Source organism: Arthrobacter sp. B0427-1-12, assembly GCF_059092905.1.
In genome coordinates this window covers 26,334-45,275 of sequence record NZ_JBNHIC010000034.1, presented here as the reverse complement: position 1 = coordinate 45,275, position 18,942 = coordinate 26,334, and the positions used below count along the sequence as shown (strand labels likewise).

General features: G+C 63.9%; 15 protein-coding genes and 1 pseudogene. 9 read left to right on the top strand and 7 right to left on the bottom strand.

From position 1 onward, the window contains the following. Window positions 1-360: 360 nt before the first annotated feature. The 8 genes and pseudogenes from AC5RWU_RS17440 (at window position 361) to AC5RWU_RS17405 (ending at window position 10,713) form a co-directional block, all read left to right on the top strand. Window positions 361-699 carry a hypothetical protein gene (locus AC5RWU_RS17440; protein ID WP_494032076.1) on the top strand — a complete coding sequence of 113 codons (339 nt, stop codon included), beginning with the start codon at window positions 361-363 and terminating at the stop codon, window positions 697-699. A gap of 772 nt (window positions 700-1,471) precedes the next feature. Beyond that, window positions 1,472-2,980 carry an SCO6880 family protein gene (locus AC5RWU_RS17435; RefSeq protein ID WP_494032077.1) on the top strand — a complete coding sequence of 503 codons (1,509 nt, stop codon included), beginning with the start codon at window positions 1,472-1,474 and terminating at the stop codon, window positions 2,978-2,980. Beyond that, window positions 2,980-4,565: pseudogene (locus tag AC5RWU_RS17430) on the top strand (putative type IV secretion/conjugal transfer ATPase). The gene AC5RWU_RS17435 and the pseudogene AC5RWU_RS17430 overlap by 1 nt, the downstream one beginning before the upstream one ends. Beyond that, complete coding sequence (locus AC5RWU_RS17425) at window positions 4,562-6,331, top strand: type IV secretory system conjugative DNA transfer family protein (protein ID WP_494032078.1); 1,770 nt, start codon at window positions 4,562-4,564, stop codon at window positions 6,329-6,331. Before AC5RWU_RS17430 ends, AC5RWU_RS17425 begins: the two are co-directional and overlap by 4 nt. 14 nt (window positions 6,332-6,345) lie before the next feature. After that, window positions 6,346-6,783 carry a DUF4913 domain-containing protein gene (locus AC5RWU_RS17420; protein ID WP_494032079.1) on the top strand — a complete coding sequence of 146 codons (438 nt, stop codon included), beginning with the start codon at window positions 6,346-6,348 and terminating at the stop codon, window positions 6,781-6,783. Between the two features lie 327 nt (window positions 6,784-7,110). Continuing rightward, entirely contained in the window at window positions 7,111-7,878 is a 768-nt protein-coding gene (locus AC5RWU_RS17415; RefSeq protein ID WP_494032080.1) for a cyclase family protein, read from the top strand. Between the two features lie 410 nt (window positions 7,879-8,288). Further along, window positions 8,289-9,260 (top strand): hypothetical protein, encoded by a 972-nt coding sequence (locus AC5RWU_RS17410; protein WP_494032081.1) that lies wholly within the window; start codon window positions 8,289-8,291, stop codon window positions 9,258-9,260. A gap of 1 nt (window position 9,261) precedes the next feature. After that, window positions 9,262-10,713 carry a hypothetical protein gene (locus AC5RWU_RS17405; RefSeq protein ID WP_494032082.1) on the top strand — a complete coding sequence of 484 codons (1,452 nt, stop codon included), beginning with the start codon at window positions 9,262-9,264 and terminating at the stop codon, window positions 10,711-10,713. Window positions 10,714-11,356: 643 nt separating this feature from the next. On the opposite strand, the gene AC5RWU_RS17400 is transcribed toward AC5RWU_RS17405, so the two are convergent. Genes AC5RWU_RS17400 through AC5RWU_RS17390 form a run of 3 tightly spaced genes read right to left on the bottom strand, consistent with a single transcriptional unit; the run spans window position 11,357 to window position 14,646 of the window. After that, window positions 11,357-12,592, bottom strand: coding sequence for a hypothetical protein (locus AC5RWU_RS17400; RefSeq protein WP_494032083.1), 1,236 nt, complete (start codon window positions 12,590-12,592; stop codon window positions 11,357-11,359). A gap of 30 nt (window positions 12,593-12,622) precedes the next feature. After that, window positions 12,623-14,254 (bottom strand): relaxase/mobilization nuclease domain-containing protein, encoded by a 1,632-nt coding sequence (locus AC5RWU_RS17395; protein WP_494032084.1) that lies wholly within the window; start codon window positions 14,252-14,254, stop codon window positions 12,623-12,625. Window positions 14,255-14,256: 2 nt separating this feature from the next. Beyond that, the gene (locus AC5RWU_RS17390) at window positions 14,257-14,646 is read right to left on the bottom strand and encodes a MobC family plasmid mobilization relaxosome protein (protein WP_494032085.1); all 390 of its coding nucleotides are present in this window, start codon (window positions 14,644-14,646) and stop codon (window positions 14,257-14,259) included. Window positions 14,647-15,239: 593 nt separating this feature from the next. Between AC5RWU_RS17390 and AC5RWU_RS17385 the strand changes: the two genes are divergently transcribed. After that, a complete protein-coding gene (locus AC5RWU_RS17385) occupies window positions 15,240-15,545 on the top strand; it encodes a hypothetical protein (protein WP_494032086.1) in 306 nt (101 codons plus the stop codon). Window positions 15,546-15,613: 68 nt separating this feature from the next. On the opposite strand, the gene AC5RWU_RS17380 is transcribed toward AC5RWU_RS17385, so the two are convergent. The 4 genes from AC5RWU_RS17380 to AC5RWU_RS17365 all read right to left on the bottom strand — a co-directional run bounded on the left by AC5RWU_RS17380 (window position 15,614) and on the right by AC5RWU_RS17365 (window position 18,940). After that, window positions 15,614-15,943 (bottom strand): hypothetical protein, encoded by a 330-nt coding sequence (locus AC5RWU_RS17380; protein ID WP_494032087.1) that lies wholly within the window; start codon window positions 15,941-15,943, stop codon window positions 15,614-15,616. 325 nt (window positions 15,944-16,268) lie between these two features. Then, window positions 16,269-16,574 carry a YciI family protein gene (locus tag AC5RWU_RS17375; protein ID WP_494032088.1) on the bottom strand — a complete coding sequence of 102 codons (306 nt, stop codon included), beginning with the start codon at window positions 16,572-16,574 and terminating at the stop codon, window positions 16,269-16,271. A 29-nt stretch (window positions 16,575-16,603) separates the two neighbouring features. Continuing rightward, the gene (locus AC5RWU_RS17370; RefSeq protein WP_494032089.1) at window positions 16,604-17,560 is read right to left on the bottom strand and encodes a VOC family protein; all 957 of its coding nucleotides are present in this window, start codon (window positions 17,558-17,560) and stop codon (window positions 16,604-16,606) included. Between the two features lie 564 nt (window positions 17,561-18,124). Next, window positions 18,125-18,940: an IclR family transcriptional regulator gene (locus AC5RWU_RS17365; RefSeq protein ID WP_494032090.1), complete on the bottom strand. Its 816-nt coding sequence runs from the start codon at window positions 18,938-18,940 to the stop codon at window positions 18,125-18,127. Window positions 18,941-18,942: the final 2 nt, after the last annotated feature.

Here is an 18,942-nt window from a genome sequence, read left to right as displayed (position 1 = left end):
CTGGTTGGACGCTTTCGGGGGGGATTTGGTGGGGGGGTCCTCTTTGTTCGGAGCGGGCAAGGGACGCCCGGAAAGACAAGGGACCCGGAACTGGGCCCGGCATCTCCACGTGGAGATGCCGGGCCCAGTCATCGTTGTTCCCCTGACCGCCTGTCCAACCGCGACTAAGACCTGCCCTCACGAACGTGTGAAAAGCCTGATGAGGACCTGCTCTGACGGCATACTTCCGACGGCTCCGAGGGTGTGTAAAAGGGCATACCCGACTTGACAATATGCAAGCGACAATCAGTATCGCCAGGCCCGGGCCGATGCGCGCCGTGGTTGGATAGGGGTCATGCGAAAACGCTGGGGTGGCGGGATATGGCTGGGCTCGGCTTCGGATTCTTGTGCCTGGCCCTTGTCTCGACCTTCATGGCGTTCAGTTCCGGCTTCGACTTTGATCCGAATGACTACCCGGGCTCGTACGACCTGGAGGACATCCCCAGGCGGCAGTGGATCATAGCAGTATCCCTGGCTATTCCTGCGGTCTCCGCGTTGGCGGCTGTGGTGTCCATCTTCGTGCGGCCGCGGAACCCGCTCCGGATCATAGCCGCGTCGGTAGTCCTGTTGCTTGCCGCCGTAGCCATCTGGTTTTGCTGGGTTCTTGGAGTCGACGCCGTGGAGCGTGCCAGATACTTTTCCGAACTCTTTCCCGGCTAGTTTCACAAAGCGGATCACCCGGTAACGCACCAGGTCCTTACGGCCGGGGAGCCTTGCCGGCGGGCCAGTGGAGACCTGTCCGCCCATCCCCTGCACGCACTTAAGGCTGGCATAGCCTCCTTGGCACTGGTCTTGCCGATTCCGTGTTGCCGACCCCTCATTCTGCCGCAGTCCATCCTATTCCGGCAATATCATGCCGATTTCGCCTCCTGTGGCTGCTCGGAGGCCTGCCGGGGACCATAGCGGCAGCATGCTGCCGCTATGGGCGCAGGCTTCCCGCGGGCCTGCAGTTGCGCAGCCGGGCAGGCTGTACTGCGCGCAGTCCTGGAACGGGGTCCCGCCGCCGGTCCGGGCAACCGCGGCAACGCAAAAAGGCCCGGGGCCACCAGAAAGGTGGCCCCGGGCCTTCGGCCGGTGGGCCCGGTTCCGGTCAGCCTTCGCAGTCGCGGGCAGCAGCGACCAGCAGGTGTTGCGGTGGGCATCGCCTAACGGGACACCACCTAACGGTTCAGCTTGGCAGATGGCAGTCATTCTGGCGGCTGGACCAGCGTGACTTCCTACCTAGCCATAACCCGGCCAATTACCGCTGCAGAAGCCCCGCCATACTTGGGCAGCCGGATCCCTACGGCATCCTCACAGCTCCGATGTGGCCTGCCCGAGGTGGTCAGCGGTGAGTCAGGAGGTCTGGCAGCGGGTACCGGAGTGAAGCTGGCGGCAAGGGCCGCCCACGCCGCACAGAGAACCGCGCAGGACTCAACGGGGGAGGGACCCAGTGGCAGCAATTAACACCGAGTACAAGGAACCGTCCTACGGCAACTGGCGGGTCCCCAGGTCCGCCGGTCTGGGGGACCTGGGTGCGATCGGCACCGGCATCGTGATGGCCGGGCTGCTGGCCGGCATCATCAGCTTCGCGATCTGGGGGCTCTTCGCCGGTCTGGGCGTCCTGGCGGTGGCCGGGCTGCTGGTTGCGCTGCTGTCGGTCAGGGACAGGCACGGCCAATCCGTGGTGGACCGGTCCGCCACCCGGCTGAACTTCCGGCTCTCCCGCTCGGCGGGCACCAACCTCTACCGCTCCGGCCCGCTCGGGGTGACCGGGTGGGGGATGTACCAGCTGCCCGGCCTGGCGGCGCGGTCGAGGCTGTATGAGTTCAAGGACTCCTACAACCGCCCCTTCGCCCTGCTCCACGTCCCCACCACCGGCCACTTCACCGTGATCTTCTCCACCGAACCCGACGGAGCCTCCCTGGTCGATCCGGAACAGGTCGACGCCTGGGTCGCGAACTGGGGCGGCTGGCTGGCAGGGCTGGGCGATGAAGCCGGACTGGAAGCGGCCGCCGTGACCGTGGAGACCGCCCCGGATTCGGGCTACCGGCTGCGCAACGAAGTCGAGACGACCATCGACCAGAACGCCCCCGAAGCGGCCAAGGCCATCCTCCGCGAGGTCGTGCGCACCTACCCGGACGGCTCGGCCACCGTGAGGGCCTGGGTGTCCCTGACCTTCACGGCCTCCCTGCGGCCAGGCTCGCGCAGGCGGGAGCCGGAGGAGACCGCCCGCGACCTGGCCTCACGCATCCCGGGACTCGGTGCCCGGCTGCAGTCCACCGGCGCCGGCATCGCCCGGCCCATGTCCGCCCAGGAACTCTGCGAAATCGTGCGCATCGCCTACGACCCGCCCGCCGCTTTGATCATCGATGAAGCCCACGCCGCCGGAACCCCGGTGGCCCTGACCTGGGGCGAGGTCGGCCCCACCGCCACCCAGGCCCACTGGGACACCTACCGGCACGAGAGCGCCTTCTCCGTCTCCTGGACCATGACCGGGGCACCGCGCGGTTCGGTGAACTCCTCGGTCCTCTCCCGCCTGCTCGCCCCCCACGGGGACATCGACCGCAAGCGCGTCTCCCTGCTCTACCGCCCGATGGATTCGGCCCGGGCCGCCGCAGTGGTCGAACGGGACCAGAACAACGCCAACGTCCGCATCAGCTCCGGAAACCGCCCCAGTGCCCGCGCCCTGGTCGACGCCCGCTCCGCCGCCCAGACAGCGGCCGAGGAAGCCCAGGGGGCCGGGCTGGTGAACTTCGGCCTGGTCGTCACCGCCACCGTCAACGACGTGGCCAGGCTCCCCGACGCGGTTGCCGCCGTCGAGCAGACCTCCGGGACCGCCCGGGTGCTGCTGCGCCGCGCCTACGGTTCCCAGGACACCGCTTTCGCAGCCTCGTTGCCGCTGGGACTGGTGCTGCCCAAACACGTCCTGCTGCCCAGCGAAATCAGGGAGGCCCTCTAATGCACAAGCTCTTTCAACGGAAAAAGCGAAACCCGCGCCCTGAGGCAGTGGAGGCAGAAACCCAGGAAAGCCGCGTTGCTGCACGACCGGGGCGCTGGCGTGCGCCGGGTCCGCGGGGGTGGGGCGGCCGCGGCGGCGGCGCAGCGTCTTTGGTCCCCGCGGTGCGGGAGTACCGGGGCACCACGGTGCAGGTCTGCGGGCTGTGGCCGTTTTCCTCCGGCACGTCCGCACCCATGATCGGCGTGCCGCTGGGCCGGCATGAGGAAACGCAGGCCACGGTCTGCTGCGATCCGATCAGCTGGTTTAGGCGCGCGCACCTGATTTCCAACCCGTCCGCGTTCATCCTCGGCAAACCCGGACTGGGCAAATCCACCCTGGTACGCCGGATGATGCTGGGCCTGTCCGGCCAGGGCGTGCACCCCCTGGTCCTGGGCGATCTGAAAGGCGAACACCTCGAGGCCGTTGAAGCCCTGGGCGGGCAGGTCATCCGGCTCGGCCGGGGACGGGGCTACCTGAACATCCTTGACCCCGGCCAGGCCGTCGAGGCCGCCGGCCTCCTCGAGTCACAGGGACACCATGAGGCGGCCGTGCGGGTCCGGGCCGACGCCCACGGCAGGCGCCTGAACATGGTCGTCTCCCTCATCACCATCAGCCGCAACTCACCCCCCGACCGACCAGGAGCAGACCATCCTGGACCGTGCCCTGCGCGTCCTCGATGACACCTTCGACGGCATCCCCGTCCTGTCCGACCTGCTCGACGTGATCATTGCCGCACCGGATGAGCTGCGCCAGGTCGCCCTGGACCGCGGCGACAAGAACGTCTACCTGAAGGAAACCCGGGCCCTGGAGGCCACCCTGCTGGGCCTGACCGGCGGCGGCAAGCTCGGCGAGATATTCTCCCGGCAGACCACCAACCCGATGAAGCGGGACCGGGCCGTCGTCTTCGACGTCTCCGGCATCGACGAGACCGAAACGGACCTGCAGGCAGCGGTGCTGCTGGCCTGCTGGTCCTACGGCTTCGGCACGGTCAACGTCTCCCACGCCCTGGCCGATGCCGGGCTGAAACCGCGCCGGCACTACTTCGTCGTCCTCGATGAGCTCTGGCGGGCGCTGCGCTCGGGCAAGGGCATGGTCGACCGCGTCGACGCCCTCACCCGGCTCAACCGGTCCGCGGGCGTCGGGCAGGTCATGATCTCCCACACCATGTCCGACCTGCTGGCCCTGCCCGCCGAAGAGGACCGGATGAAAGCCCGGGGCTTCGTCGAACGCTCCGGCATGGTCATCTGCGCCGGCCTGCCGGCTGCGGAAATGCCGCTGCTGACCGCAGCCATCCCGCTCTCGCGGCAGGAACAGCACAAACTCATCTCCTGGCAGGACCCGCCCGCCTGGGACTCCCGCGGCGGCGAGACTGACCCCCCCGGGCCGGGGCAGGTTCCTGATCAAGGTCGGCGGCCGCCCCGGCATCCCCGTCGAAATCGGCCTGACCTCCGTCGAAGCCTCGTTGAACGACACGAACAAGCGCTGGCACGCCGATTCGGCGCCGGAGCCCGCTGCTGCCGGCCTGAACCCGGGCGGTGGGCTGTGAGCGCACCGAACCGCAGGGGCACCGGGCTGGATGATGCGCTGGGGATCTGGCTGGCCATCGGCGCCGCCGTCATCTTCGGCGGCGGCACCTGGATCGCCGCGCACCTCGGGTCGTGGATGGCCGGCATCGCCGCTCCTCCCGCGCACCCGATTGATCTGGTGGCCGGGCTGGCCAAGGGGCGTGTGCCCTGGCCAACCCAATCCACCGTCGTAGCGTGCCTCATGGCGGGCCTGATCCTGGTGCTGACCATCGTCGTGCTGGTGGCCTGGAAGAAGGGCGCGAGCAAGCGCGCCCGCGTGGATAAGGCCGCCCGCTACCTGGGCCGTGGGAAGTCGCTGGCCGCGTTCTCCGAGAAGGGAGCGAAGGCCACGGCCGAGCGGCTGGGTGTGAAGGACACTCCCGGGATCGTCGTGGGCAAAGTGGTCTCCACCGGCCAGAAGTTCATCCAGTCCTGGGAAGACCTCAGCCTCGATATCTGGGGACCACGAACGGGTAAGTCCACCTCCCGGGTCATGCCCGCGATCCTGGACGCACCTGGTGCCGTCGTTTCGACCTCGAACAAGCGCGACGTCGTGGACGGTACCCGTGGCGTCCGCGAGCTCACGGCCCCGGTGTGGGTATTCGATCCGCAGAAGATCGCCCAGGAGGAACCGGACTGGTGGTGGAACCCGCTCTCCTACGTCACCGACGAAGAGAAGGCCTACAAGCTCACGCAGCATTTCGCCGCCGGCTCACGGGTGCCAGGATCCAAGCCGGATGCCTACTTCGATCCCAAAGCCGAGGACATTCTCTCCTCATACTTCCTCGCGGCCGCCCTCGGCGAGCTGCCCATCACGCAGGTCTACCTGTGGGTCACGGAGCAGGTTAACCGGGCACCGATCAACATCTTGAAACAGCATGACTACGAGCTGCAGTACAAGGGCCTGGAGTCCACGCTGGAACTGGCCGATAAGCAGCGCGACGGTATCTTCGGCACAGCGGAGAAGATGATCCAGTGCCTCAAGAGCCGGAACACCCTGCGCTGGGTCGCACCCAATACCGGGACGACCGTGGCCACGGACGCGCGCCGCCAGTTCAGCCCGCAGGACTTCGCCGCCTCACAGGAGACGATCTACATCCTCTCCAAGGAAGGCGCCGGCTCTGCCGCCCCGCTCACCACGGCACTGACTGTGGCCATCGCCGAGGCCATGGAAGAACGCGCCGAGCGCAACGGCGGCCGCCTGCCCAAGCCTGCACTGTTCGCCCTCGATGAGCTGGCCAACGTGGTCCGCTGGGCGTCCCTGCCGGACCAGTTCAGCCACTACGGCTCCAAGGGCCTGATCGTCATGGGCATCCTGCAGTCCTGGTCCCAGGACGTCGAACTGTGGGGCGAGGCGAACATGCGCAAAATCTGGTCGGCCGCCAACATCAAGGTCTACGGCGGCGGTGTGGCCGAAGAAGGGTTCCTCCGCGCCCTCTCGGACCTGATCGGGGACTACAGCTACACCAACGTCTCCATCTCCTCCGGCAAATCCGGGCGCAGCCGCTCCCGCCAGGAAGCCAAAGAACGCATCTTCGACGTCTCCAACCTCGCCGAACTGGACCGCGGCCGCGCCGTGGTCCTCGCCTCCGGCGCACCGGCCACGCTGGTCCGCACCCTGCCCTGGTACACCGGCCCGCACAAGGAAGCCGTGGAGGCCTCCATCAAGAAGTACAGCCCGCAGCCGGAAGCAGAGCCAGTCCCGGTCCCGGCCGCGCCGACCGCTGACCCCTGGGTCACGGGATAAGGAAGCAGTCACTCATGGCCGATGATTTCGGATTATTCGACACGGACACTCCCGTACCCAGTCCCAGCAAGAACGAGGACGAAAAGACCGAAAAGGCACCGGAGCTCGTCTACGGCTCGGCCGAAGAATTCCTCCATGAGCAACTGCTGCCCACGTATGTCCGCAACGTCACCGGAAAATCAGCAAAGTGGTGCATCGAGTGGTACTTCCACCCCGAAGCGGTCTCACGTGTCGCTGCCATGTGGCGCTCCTGGGAGCACCTACGCCTCGACCCCGCCACCGGCATGAGCGTCTGGTGGCGCGACCACGCAGACCACCACATGAGAGTCCTCCTGGACCCCCAAGGGCCGTTCTACAACTGCGACATGAAAGAACACCGCGACCCCGAACACCTCAAACCAAAGACAGCGCCAGAAGGCTGGTTCCCAGACGTACGGACCCAGCCTGCGTAAGACAACCGGTCAAGGTTTGCGGATTTTGGTGTCTAAGTTCGGATGAAATATCACGTTGAGTATCGGCCGTCACCGACAATGGGCATCAGTGCTGTAGCCGAAGCGGCTAGAGGAGATGGCCGACGGCGGGATTTCGTCTCGTTAGAGTGAAATCTAAGACTATGTAGCCGGAGAGTGTCAGAAATTGGAGAGGGCACTCTACTCTGACCGGATTTCGCCCGTTCACGCGGTCCAGCCTGGGACACGGCAACTGCCCGGCAGTCCGCCGTCTAGTCGTCGAAGCCGACACCTTGATTCCCGGCCTGTACGGGACGCACTGTTATTTTCATGACACGGCACAACGAAGGGGACCTGCATCAGAGGTCGGCTGAAGCGCTGCGGGAGGTCCTGAGCGCCTACCGGGTCGTTGACCTCAGCCGCGAGCTGATTCAGGGAATCCCGACCATCCCCGCCCACCCGAAGTTTTTCCTGCTGCCGTTCCCCTCGATGACGGATCCGGCTGAATTTAACCAGCTCGTCATGGGCGACCATTCCGGCACGCACGTCGACGTACCGGCACATTTTGTGCCAGACCCCAGCGACAAACGGCGTGTCCACACTCACGAGATCCCGCTGACCGGATTGATGGGCCGCGCGGTCAAACTCAGCTTCGGCCCTTATGATCCCGTCAGCTACAACATCGGCCGCGACGAGCTCATCGAGTGGGAAGCCCAGAACGTTGCCATCGAACGTGATGACATCGTCCTGTTGGACACGAAATGGGAGCACCGCTGGTCGCTCGTTCCCGAAGGGTTCGACTACCTCCGCGGCTGGCCGGGACTCACCGGCGAAGCAGCGCGATACCTGCGTGACAAGGGCGTGAAAGCGGTCGGCATTGACTGCATCAGCATCGACCCGGCAGACAAGTCCGGACCCGACCTCCGTGCACACTACGAGCTGCTCCCCGCAGGAGTGCTCGTTATGGAAAACCTGTGCAATCTCGCCGAGGTCCCCCAGATCAGCTACTTCATGGCGCTCCCGCTCCGACTTCACGGCGGCACCGGCTCTCCCATCCGCGCGATCAGCCTGATCCCAAACACGGCGGATGATCGATAACCCGCGACATATCCTTCTCTGAGGTCTAGCTGCCGAAACTTGGCGACCTTTGAGTTCAGGCGGGACCGCTGGCTGTTTCTGCGGCCGGTGCGGGAGACGTTTTGTCCGGCCGTACGGCGGCCCGCCTGCGCGCTGCGCATGGCCCGCACGGCCGCGTTCATGCTCGCTGCAACCTCGGCCTCACCAATCGCCCAGGCCGCCATTTTGGCGCAGATGATCCGGCTGGTTCATGCAATTCATGACATGCATAAGGCGTTCCGTCGACACGACCTGACGCTCGCTGGTTACGGCGGTCGACAGCACATTACAAGTGAGCCCGGGTCATCTGGCAAGCCGAGAACGTCCACGTTGTCACCCGCAGTCGATAATCTTTTCTCGGCAGCGAGCCGCAATCGAGTTGGGGGATAACCATGGCTGAACAGATCGACGTGAGCAATGCAAAAGAGGGCATCGGCAAGGCCTTGCGAAGTGCGTCGACGCAGGTCATCGAGCAGGTTGGAAGCGTCAAGGAAGCCGCCAGAGACACGGTCGAGAAAATGGCCGTGAAGGCGCCGGACCCCTACGAGGAGGCCATAGCGGAGTACAACGCCGCCTTCACCGCGATGAGCGACAAGGGGCTTTCTCTCCTGCGCCAGCGCGAACGGTCGGCGGACCTGATCGAGCTCGTCGAGCTGCTGGTGAATAGTATCGCCAACACCCCGAAGTCGTTCGAGACCTCCTTCGGTGAGATCGGCGTCCACAAAGCCGAGTTCCTGGATGCGGAGGAGTTCGCCCGGAAGGATCTCGAAGCTGCGCAGCAGTCTGCTGCCGGCGCCGGCGCCGGGTTTGCCGCGGGAGCTGCAGTCGCGAGCGTGGCGCCGACGGCTGCCATGTGGGTCGCCACTACTTTCGGCACTGCGTCGACTGGTACCGCGATCTCCGCTCTCTCCGGAGCCGCTGCAAGCAACGCCGCTCTTGCCTGGCTTGGAGGCGGCGCCTTGGCTGCCGGAGGTGGAGGCACCGCTGCAGGCGGCGCTCTGCTGGCGCTGGCCGGCCCCATCGGATGGACTGTCGCAGGAGCCACCCTCCTCGCGTCAATCGCGCTGTTCGCCAAGAAAAAGTTCGAGAATCGGGCGGCAAAGCAGGTCGCGCTTGCTGCGGTGAAGCGAAACACCGCGTCGGTCAAAGGCGATGATGCTCAGATCGACGACCTCCTCCGGAAGACAACCACGCTTCGCCTAGAGCTGGTGAACTGCTACGGCGAAGCACTGGTGTACTTTGGCGCCGACTTCCTTTCGCTCTCCGATTCCCAGCAGAAGAGGCTGGGAGCCCTCGTGAACAACACGAAGTCGTGCGCAGCCCTGCTAGGTAGGCGCATCGAGCGGGGCGCATCTGATGAATGACATGAGGAAGTTCGTCAGGAGCAACCAGGAGCAGGCGGTCGCTTCCTGGGTGAACTATCTCAATCAACTTCGCATTGACCATCTACTGAGCTCGTTCAGCCAGCAAGACGAGAACCTCCTGAACGCACTGACCAGCATCAATGAAGCTATCAGGAAGATCGACCTCGAGGTGGTCACCGCCAATCGCGGCGGACAGCACGGCATGCACGGCTTCATTGCGGAAATCGCCGAGGTGGGTATCAGCAATGCCCGGCGACAGATCCTCGGCCAGGAGCCCATCTACCAATGGGTGAACGACAACGGACCCGTGGACCTGATTCGCAGTGGCGTGGAGATCCAGCAGAAGTTCGTCGCAGCAGGCGGCCGCTTCTCCCTAGGAGCAATCACTGAGCACCTCCAGAAGTATCCCGACTACGTGCAGAACGGCGGGAAATACCAGATCCCGGGTGATCACTTCGAGGTGATCACGGGGCTGTACTCTATGCCGCCCGAGGAAGCAGGAAAGCTCCTGTCGCGCAGCGGCGGCGGACCGTCCTTCAGCGACTGGCGACGGATCCACACGTTCTTTCAGGAGGGGTCGATCGGAATTGAGTCGCTCGAACCATCGACGCTCAAATACCACGAGGTACAGAGGGGCGTCTACGAGTCGACCATGGCGGCCGAGGAAAACTCCCTCCTTTCCACCGACCAGTCCCTGCGTGACAACGCCTACCAAGAGAGCCTGCCGAATCTGCAAGAAGGAGCGACGGCCACGCTTGCAGCCGCCGGGATCGAGGGCGGGACCGCTTTTGTGCTGGCCGTGGTCGCCAAGAGTCGGAAAGGCAAGCCGCTTAGAGAATTCAGCCGGCAGGACTGGCTCGATATCGCAGGCGAGACCGGCTTCAGCTTCGTCAAAGGCGGAGTCCGAGGCTTTAGTATCTACGCGCTGACGAATTTCACCGCCACGCCCGCAGCGGTCGCCAGCTCGACTGTCACCGCCGCCTTCGGTATTGCAGAGCAGGCGAACAAGCTCCGCCGTGGCGAAATCGACGAGCTAGAGTTCATCGAGAACTCGGAGCTCGTCTCCCTGGAGGCGGCCGTGAGCGCGCTGTCCTCTTTTGTCGGCCAGGCGCTCATCCCAGTTCCAGTCCTCGGCGCCGTTATTGGCAACACGGTCGGCACCATAATGTACAAGACGGTGGCATCGTCCCTCTCGAAGCGAGAGGCCGAGCTTATAGAGCGTTACCTCCGCGAGCAGCGCGAGCTCGACGAGCAGCTCGCCGCCGAGTACCAGGAGCTTATAGAGAAGTTGGACGAGGGCATATCCGACTATCTCGGATTGCTCGAACGAGCCTTCTCGCCTGACGTGCAGGTCGCGCTCTTTGGATCGGTCGAGCTCGCACGAGGATTCGGCGTGCCTGCAGACGAAATTTTGGACTCCGAGGAGAAGGTTCACGCCTATTTCCTCGACTAGTTTTGTGCGCTCAGAACTTCAGGCGGTCCTGAGTCCGCAGACTCTTCCAGACGGTTTAGGTAGGTATATGGGCGATTCCTTGCTTCATCAGTGGGGTCGGGTCTCGGAATCCTTAGTGAAAGCGAGGGCTCGTTTTTAGACGGCTGAATGCCATGTCGGTGCTGAATCATCAAGGTCGTTCTGGGCTTGGTTTGACCTGCAGAAGCGCGGAAACAGTCTTGGACCGGGAGTTCTCGCAGCTACTTCTACTCCCGTGCTTTAACGCCGATAACCTGCCTTATGTCAACCTAGCATCACGAAGGCGATATTGATGCCCTTAAGGTATTATATCCCGAACCCAAAACAGAACTGTTCAGGTAATCCCCTGACAGTCCAGCTGGGCGCTTGGGTCGAATTCCGGTGAAGCGGCACTTCCAGCTGCTGTAGTGGACGTAGCGATGCTCGTAGTGGAGGCATGGGAGGGTGTAATAGCCCAGTGATCACAGGGCCCTGGCAGAGCGTTTTTGGGCGGGTAGCTCCTTAACAGCCATGGCCTCTGCCATCTCGGCAGGAACAGCTCGTCTTCTGGCGGCACAGCCTGAATACAACGCGGGTCTCGAGAATATGCCTGGTCAGACAGAAGGGGCCTTCTTTTCGTTGTTGACTAGCGGGCGGGACCGCTTTTGGCCCGCTCCGCACCCAAGGCTGCTGCCCCGGTGCGGGTCTTTCTGGCCTTGGCTGCGCCTTTACCCATGGTGACGGCTGCGCTGGGGTGTGTGCCCTCGCTGCGTTCGGCAGCGGCGCGTCCCCGGACCTGGGTTTCGCTGGCGCCGGTGGTTGCCAGGGACGCGGCGAAGGCTTCCTGACGCTCGGCTGAGCCGTAGTCGGCGGCCGGCGTGGTCTCTGCTTTGAGGCCCTGGTCTGTGAGCCGGCTGCTGTCGTTGCCGGTGACACGGTTCTCGATCTCGCGGCCGACGCCTTCAAGGCGGGCGAAGAGTTCCTTCTCGGCTCGTTCGTACCGCTGTTCCGTTGACGCCCATTGGGAGCCTGTGAACCCGCCCTCTGCCAGGAGCTTGGCTTCGTGCATCTGCCTGGCGGCTTTCACGAACTCGGGATCCTTGAAGTGGGAGTCTCCGGCACCGTTGATGCTGGCGGTGGTTTCTTTGCGCAGCTGGTCAATGTCGGGACCGTTGATCCCGTCCTTGCCGATGAGGAACATGCGCTCCTTGATCTCAGCGTCGGCAGCTGCAACGGCTTTGGGGGTTTTCGCGTTGTGGGCCCGCTGCAGGGCCTGTGCCAGCTCGGGGTTGGCCAGGTACTCCACGGGCACCTGGTGGCGCTCCATTTCAGGGGCCAGTTTCTGGGCCTGGGCGCGGAGTTCCTCGGCGCGGGCCGCGGCGAGCAGCTGCATTGCCTTCTCGTGTTCGGCGGCCGCCTTGCGGGCCTCTTCCTGGCTCAGTGCCAACACGTCCTGCCGGGCTTTCTCCGCCATGAGGGTTTGGATCCCTGATTCCAGGTAGGCGGCGTCCGCGCCGACGTCGTGTGTGTCGATGCCGTAGCGGGTCAGGACTTCCTGACGGATTCTTTCTGAGGCTGCCAGTGCGGTGGGGTCGTGGTCTTTCCAGCCTTCCGCGGCCGCATGTGCCGTTGCGATGTCATGGGGCTGGGCTTTGTCCCACCACTGGTCTTTCTCCACCGGTGCCAGTGCCGCGTGCACGGCACTGCGTTGTGCGTCGAGGCGTGCCTGGGCTTCGTGTCCTGCCTGCGCGTCCTGGTGTTCCTGCTGCCGCTGGGATTCCTGCCGGCGCCGGGCCAGGGTTTCGGCAATGCGTGAGGCGATCAGCAGCGACTGCCGCATTCCGCCGTCCACGACGTCATCGATTCCGTCTGATTCACTCATGCTGTTCCCCTTCGCCCTTGGTGTGATTCTTTATCGGTCGAGCACAGGTCCGGATTCGCGGCCGGTGTGCTGGTGGGTTCTCGCTGGCGTCGGATTAGTGGGCACAGCCGATCCTGGGCGGATGGGAGCCATGCCGCGAAGACCAAGCTCCACGGACTTCGGCACGGGTGCCTGCTCTGTCACTGTCTGCTCCGGTGCGCCGACGGTGACCGGCTTGGGCATGGTCGCTGCGAACGGTTTGAGCTGTTCGGTGACGACGGCACGGATCCGCTGCGCTTCTCTGGTTCGTCCGGACTGTTGGTGCATTTCGTGGATGGCGAACGCGGTGTTGACCAGCTGCAGCATGAGGGCTGATTGGGCAGCCGTCTTGCTCTTGCTTGATGCCGCCATGAACAACATGGCCGTCCCGGCAATGGACGGCAGGGCGACCGGCTTGCTGTATTGCCGTGGGGCCCGCAGCTGGGCGGTGCGGGACAGTTCGGCCGCGGTGGCTGCCAGCGGTCCGGGGGTCGGTTCGAGCCGGTGCGCCCATGCCGCGAAGGCACCGGAAACCTCCCGGGCGGCTTTCGCCCACGTGGCGTGGTCATCCTTGGGCAGTGCGCGCAGCTGCTCGACCAGTGCGGTTGCGTTGCGGGTGTACTCCACCCACATTTCCGCCGGCTGCGCTGCATTCTCGGGGCCGGTCCTGGTCACCTTGCGCCTGTTGCGCGCCGCTGCGTTCCACTCCGCCGCAGCCTCCGTAGCCAATTGCGGCGAGTCCATCCATTCCTCACGCAGAGCACCGAGTCTCAGGTCGGAGGCGAGGGTGCCGCCGCCGAACCAAATCGGACGCGCTCCCTGCTTGGGGCGTTCAGCTACGGAGTAGCCGACAATGACGTCTGTGGTGTTCTTCGCGTACCGCGGCCGGACCAGCAGGCCGGTGTCGCGGGCGCGGCGGACGAACTCCGCTTCGGTCGCCGAGGCACTGGCGCTGGCCCGCACCTTCCGCGCCAGCGATGAACGGTGCATTTCCCGATCATCCCGAACGGCGGTGGCCTTCTCGGCACGGTCGTAACCGCGGCTCGCATGCACCGTGGAGAGCTCTTCCAGACCGTACTTAACCTCCAGCTCACGGCAGGTCTTCTGCGCCAGCTTGTAGTCACCGTGGGTCGAGGCCTTGGTGCCGTCCTCCCTCACCAGAGACACAGCGATGTGGATGTGGTGGTTACCGTTCTCGCTGGTGCCGTGGTTGACCGCCGCCCAGCGGCACTGGGCCTTGCCGCTGGCCTCGGTAAAACCCATGGCGTCCACGAAGTCGTTGGCGATATCGCCCCACTGCTGGTCCGTCAGGGCGCCCTCTTCGGGGCGCAGACTCAGCGAGCAATGCCAGACGTTGGCCTCCTTGTAGCCGACGAAGACGCGCTTCTTCCGGGCGGCGTCCCAGCGCATGTCCTTGATCCGTACCTCCACGCCGAAAGCCCTGCGCGGCTGGTCCAGATGCCTCGCAATGGCCACCGCGTCGTCCCTGTCCAGAACCCCGTCGTCATACCAGGCCATGATCGCAGCATCCCCGGCAACAAGGTGCGGATCACTGTGCGCGTTCTTCGTCCTGTCCGCATCCGTCGACACGAGGTAGACCATCAGACCGGTCATGCGTGCACCCCGGGTGATGTTGGGGATCATCCCTACATCAGCCCCTCAACCGCACGGTCAATGCGCATCGCGACCTCACGCACATAGCCAAGTACCGCGCGGGCATCCTGCGGAAACTCATCCCCCGCATTCGCATGCCGGGCAATCTGGTTCACATTGTTCGACACCCTCGCCAGCAGCGTATGCAGGGCCATCAGTTCAGCAGCCGCAGCCTTCCGCTGCGTCGGCGTCTCAGAGGCTTCCGAAAGCGCAGCAGAAATCAGCAGATTGGGAACCGTCACATGCTCCCGGACTGCACGGGCAACCAGGGCGGCTTCCTCTTCGGCGGTGACCCACAGATCGCGGCGCTTCTTCGACCCCGCCGGCGTATTCGCACGGCGCCGGCGCGAGAACCGGGAACCAGCGGCGTTCTCCTCAGTCACCCGTTCCCTCCATCCTCTCAATTGCCCAGCGCAGCGACCCCGACAACCGGGGACAACACTCCCCCAGTGTTCCCGACGCGACACCAAAAGTCGAGTCCGCAAGCCACTTACACCCGTGTAAGTGTATAGCTTGCTCTGCCAGGGGCCCCGATTCGGTAAAAGCCGCCCCGCGCGGCCGGTGGTCTTCGAGGGATCAACAACGGGGGCGCTTCGCGCTGTCATGATCGGGCACGGCTTCGCCGTTCCGTTTCGGCTGGTCAGCGTACTGCCCGCCCTTCTCTTGGCAAGGCTCCGGCGCCCGCTTTCGCGGCATATCCTCGCTTCGCTCCGGTATTCCACGGTCGGACGCCTCCGCCCTTGCCAATTCACTTCGCGGGCCAGTAAAGCGACATTCGCCGAAAGGAACGGGCATCCAAAAACACAGCAGGAGGACAATCACCATGGCACTGATCCCACCGCGCGGCATACAGCAGAAGTACGATGCGGGGACCGCCGATCTGGCACCGCCTCGGCTGCATGATTTTCCAGGATTGAAAACGAACAGCTCTGGGTCGGTTAGAGACAACCAGACGTGGTGCGCTTAAGGTCGAAGCATGGCGAATATCAGCATTGAAGAAACCCAGGAGCAGGCACGCAAACTGCTCAATTCCCGCATTGAATCCGTCACCGCACTGGTTAAAGCCAGGCAGCGCGTTGCCGACCTCAAAGAACAACTTGCCGAGGCCGAACGCGACGACAAAAAGGCCTACGTTCGGGCAACCAAAGATGGATGGAGTGCCGAGGAACTCAAGAAGCTCGGGCTGGAATCCGGAGCATTTGCCCGTCCTCGGAAGACCAGAAACACACCGTCGGAATCCGCCGCCGCCGACCAGGCCTCAGAGGGCCGACCGATCGCGTGAGGCCACCGATTGAAGACGGCTCCCCCTAGATCTGCACCACCAGTGGTCGGACAATGATGGGCCGCCATTCACAAATGGCGGCCCATCATCGACTCGTCGCTCATCTCATCGCGCGACGCCGTTCTCTCCGGAGCTTGCAGTTGATACAAAGCAAACCGCTGGATACCGCCGTTAGTGAGATCATCCCGCGGCACCTCCGGAGGTGCCTGCAGTTCGGCCAGTGCAGCGTTGATTCGGGCAGCATTCCGGCGTGCTTCCTCGAGTGCCTTCTGATGCTTGAACCGGACTTGAAGGTGCGGGTCGCCTGTCCAGCGTAGGGCCAATGCTTCGGCCCGGCGCTGGTCCACTTTGACGACCAGTTTCGGCAGGGAAGAGGGCCGGTTTCCCAGCTGCCGCATGAGGCCCATCCGGATATTTGGATATCCTCTTATGCATCCTTATTGGAGGCCGATTAGCTCTCGCCGACGAGGGGTTGCGGGGTAGCAGCTGATCCGGCTGGGTCGAGTGCACCTGCTTTAAAGGGCACTTAGCAGCGCGACCCAGCCTGAGTCTGCCGTCGGTTTGGAGCCTGAGCGGCTATGTGCTTTCGGATGCTCCCTTGGTGATCTTGAAGACCGGGAGTTCCTCCCCGTTGACTTCCCAGTCTCCGGAAATTCCTGCCTTATTAGGTCCAGGGGTGAGGCAACTGTGCAGGCATTGCGCCAGTGCCCGTCCAAGCTGACGTCATGATCGGACTCCTTCCGCCGCATGGGCCAGCACTCCCCAACTCGGGGTCCACTCCCTGACATCAGTAACGGCTACCGCACCCGCCTGGGCAAACGGATCTTCATTCAGGTCGCGATGCAGGGCATCGGATGAATCGGCACGGAAGACCAGAAGGGCGCCAGATTTATCGGCGAACACCCCGGCACCCAGCAACCGGTCCTCCGCATCGATATTGCCCAGCCAGGCACGGTGCTCGGCGAGCAAGTCTGCGCGGGTGGCGGCCGCTTCGGGCCCATAGCTGTAGGTCACTGCGAAAACTGCCATTGGAAATCCTTTCGTTGTGTCTCGGGACGTCACGGGCGAGCGTGCTCGACAAATGTCCATCGCACGCCCATGGTCTCCGCGGGGAAGGTAAACAGCGCCTCATCCACCCGTTCAAAGCCGACTGCCTGCTGTGTAAGATGCCGTGCCACCCGCTCGAGGTCGAGCACCTGATAGGTCATGCCAACGTAGCTGTCCGCCTCCGTCGGCTCGCCTGTAAAAACATCTGTCAGTGTGTCCGATTGCGGGCGGGTGAATTTAAGCACCGATCCGGCAAATTCTATGGAGACGCTCTCGGCGCCCCACTGAGTATCCAGGCCACGGTGGATAACCCGCCCGGGCAGGATCTGGGTGTACAGCCGCTCTGCCCTGTCAAGGTCAAGGGTGAGGATCGTGTGATGCAGGCTGCGCACCACACCGAGCGGGTCGTCGGCGCTTGGGACCGGCAGCGTCCAGGAGGGGTTGAGCCGAGGGTCACCCACCCGTGAATAAAACTCGCGGTGTTGCTCCCCCATCTCAAGGAATTCATAGGTCAGGCCGGTATCCTCCGGAAGGGTCCAGAGAATGTAGCAGTCGTCCGCCAAGTTGGAGACGGGCAGGTCGCCGTCCTCCACAGGGGACCCATTCTGATCGCGCACACGAATTCCTTGCGAGGTGAGGTAGCGCGCCAGAGCGCGCGCATCCTCTGTATACCAGGCAATATCCGATAGTCCCTGGCCTTCGGGGTAGGGGGCCTTCTTACCTTCAGGCAACGCAAGCAGCTTTGGTGAAAGCACGTCCACCACGACATCGCCGAGGTGGATGAAGATCGAATACTCCTTGGGGTAATCCCCCTTGAGCTTGGAAAAGTCGTACTTCTCCTCCCAACGGACCCCACGCCGGCCAAAGACCCGCTGGAACCATTCGGTCGCCTGGGGCAGGTCGTCGACGACTAACGTGGGGTGGAACATCATGGGGACAGCGGTACTCATCAAGGACAGGGTGCTCATTTCACGACTTTCTCGGGTTAGTTTGCGGTAACGACGTTGCCACCGCAGACGGACAGGCACTGGCCGGTGATAATACGAAGACATGTCCCCCGGCAAGGAATTCGACGGCCTTCGCGATATCGTCCGGCTGGCCGAACCGGCGCAGTGGAACCCGCCGTCGTCGAGTGGATACAGGCCTCCTGCGACTTAGGGTCGCAGGAGTATGCGGAACAGATAGTCGGTCTCGTGCACAAGCTGCTCGAGGGCCTCCTTTCTGGCAGAGAATTCACAGACCGCGCTGAGAGAGTCGGGGAGGTCGAGGTCTCGCCGTTGACATACAGGAGTGCCGGGCCGCTGACCTTGGGCCGTCGTTGGAACTATTGAACCTTCTCTGAGGAAGATCAGGCCTACAAGGCCACTTCCCACTCACCGAGAATTGTTTGCTTTAGCGCCAGCCCGGAGTTGGCCCACCTAATGGGAGATGACCGGTCTGCTGGAGCTGACCAGAGGACACGGGCTCAACCTCTCCCCCTGGTCCCGGCCGGTCTCCGCCGGCGACTGGGCCAAGAGGTCCTCGCGTTCGGGTTAGTCTCCCTCGGTAGCCCTGCGGATCTGTTGCTTCAGAAGGTTCAGACGTGGGTCTGTCACCAGGTTATCGACGTGCATGGCACGGGAGATGGCGCGTGCGGTGGTCTGCAACGCATGTATGTATGTGAGTTCATCAGCGCCGCGCTCGATGATGATGGACAGTGCGGCAACGGCCCCGCCGTCTGCTGCCAATATAGGGACAGCGATTCCCGTGACATCGTCATGGATCCAGCCCGGGACCACGGCATAGCCGGCCCGACGGGCTTGGGCGATGATCTTTCTAAGCTCATCGCGGTCCATGACAGTTTGCTTGTTAAACGCCGTGAGCTTGCCCCAGGTGAGTAACTCATCTCGCACGGCCGGCGGTGAATATGCCGCAAGGACAACGCCCGGTGCGCATTGCAGCGCGGGCAGACGTGATCCGGCGGTTGTTGCGTTGGCGGCAGTGGCATGCTTGGAGGAGAGCCGCTCAAGGTAGAGCACGTCGTGCCGGTCCAGCACCGAGAGCTGGGTGTGCTGTCTGACTACTGCATGGAGATCCTCCATGTATGGGAGTGCGATGTCCCGCAGGGACAGCGCACTCGACGCCCGGGTGGCCAGTTCCCAAAGGCGCAGACCAATGTGGACCCGGCGGTCCGGTTCACGTTCCAGGACCTTCGAGGCAACCATGTCGCCGACAATGCGGTACGCGGTGGCCGTGGGAAGCTTGGTCCTTCTGGCGATCTCCGATGCTGTCAGGGCACTCTCGCCGGTGCCAAAGGCCTCGAGGACGCGCATGATGCGTTCGATCATCGTCTCGTCCCGCGCTGGCATTC

Coding starts and splice junctions, on each gene's coding strand:
- AC5RWU_RS17375 (WP_494032088.1), bottom strand. CDS start 16,574: ATGGCAGTTTTCGCAGTGACCTACAGCTATGGGCCCGAAGCGGCCGCC.
- AC5RWU_RS17410 (WP_494032081.1), top strand. CDS start 8,289: ATGGCTGAACAGATCGACGTGAGCAATGCAAAAGAGGGCATCGGCAAG.
- AC5RWU_RS17440 (WP_494032076.1), top strand. CDS start 361: ATGGCTGGGCTCGGCTTCGGATTCTTGTGCCTGGCCCTTGTCTCGACC.
- AC5RWU_RS17370 (WP_494032089.1), bottom strand. CDS start 17,560: ATGAGCACCCTGTCCTTGATGAGTACCGCTGTCCCCATGATGTTCCAC.
- AC5RWU_RS17415 (WP_494032080.1), top strand. CDS start 7,111: ATGACACGGCACAACGAAGGGGACCTGCATCAGAGGTCGGCTGAAGCG.
- AC5RWU_RS17385 (WP_494032086.1), top strand. CDS start 15,240: ATGGCGAATATCAGCATTGAAGAAACCCAGGAGCAGGCACGCAAACTG.
- AC5RWU_RS17365 (WP_494032090.1), bottom strand. CDS start 18,940: ATGCCAGCGCGGGACGAGACGATGATCGAACGCATCATGCGCGTCCTC.
- AC5RWU_RS17395 (WP_494032084.1), bottom strand. CDS start 14,254: ATGATCCCCAACATCACCCGGGGTGCACGCATGACCGGTCTGATGGTC.
- AC5RWU_RS17380 (WP_494032087.1), bottom strand. CDS start 15,943: ATGCGGCAGCTGGGAAACCGGCCCTCTTCCCTGCCGAAACTGGTCGTC.
- AC5RWU_RS17405 (WP_494032082.1), top strand. CDS start 9,262: ATGAGGAAGTTCGTCAGGAGCAACCAGGAGCAGGCGGTCGCTTCCTGG.
- AC5RWU_RS17420 (WP_494032079.1), top strand. CDS start 6,346: ATGGCCGATGATTTCGGATTATTCGACACGGACACTCCCGTACCCAGT.
- AC5RWU_RS17400 (WP_494032083.1), bottom strand. CDS start 12,592: ATGAGTGAATCAGACGGAATCGATGACGTCGTGGACGGCGGAATGCGG.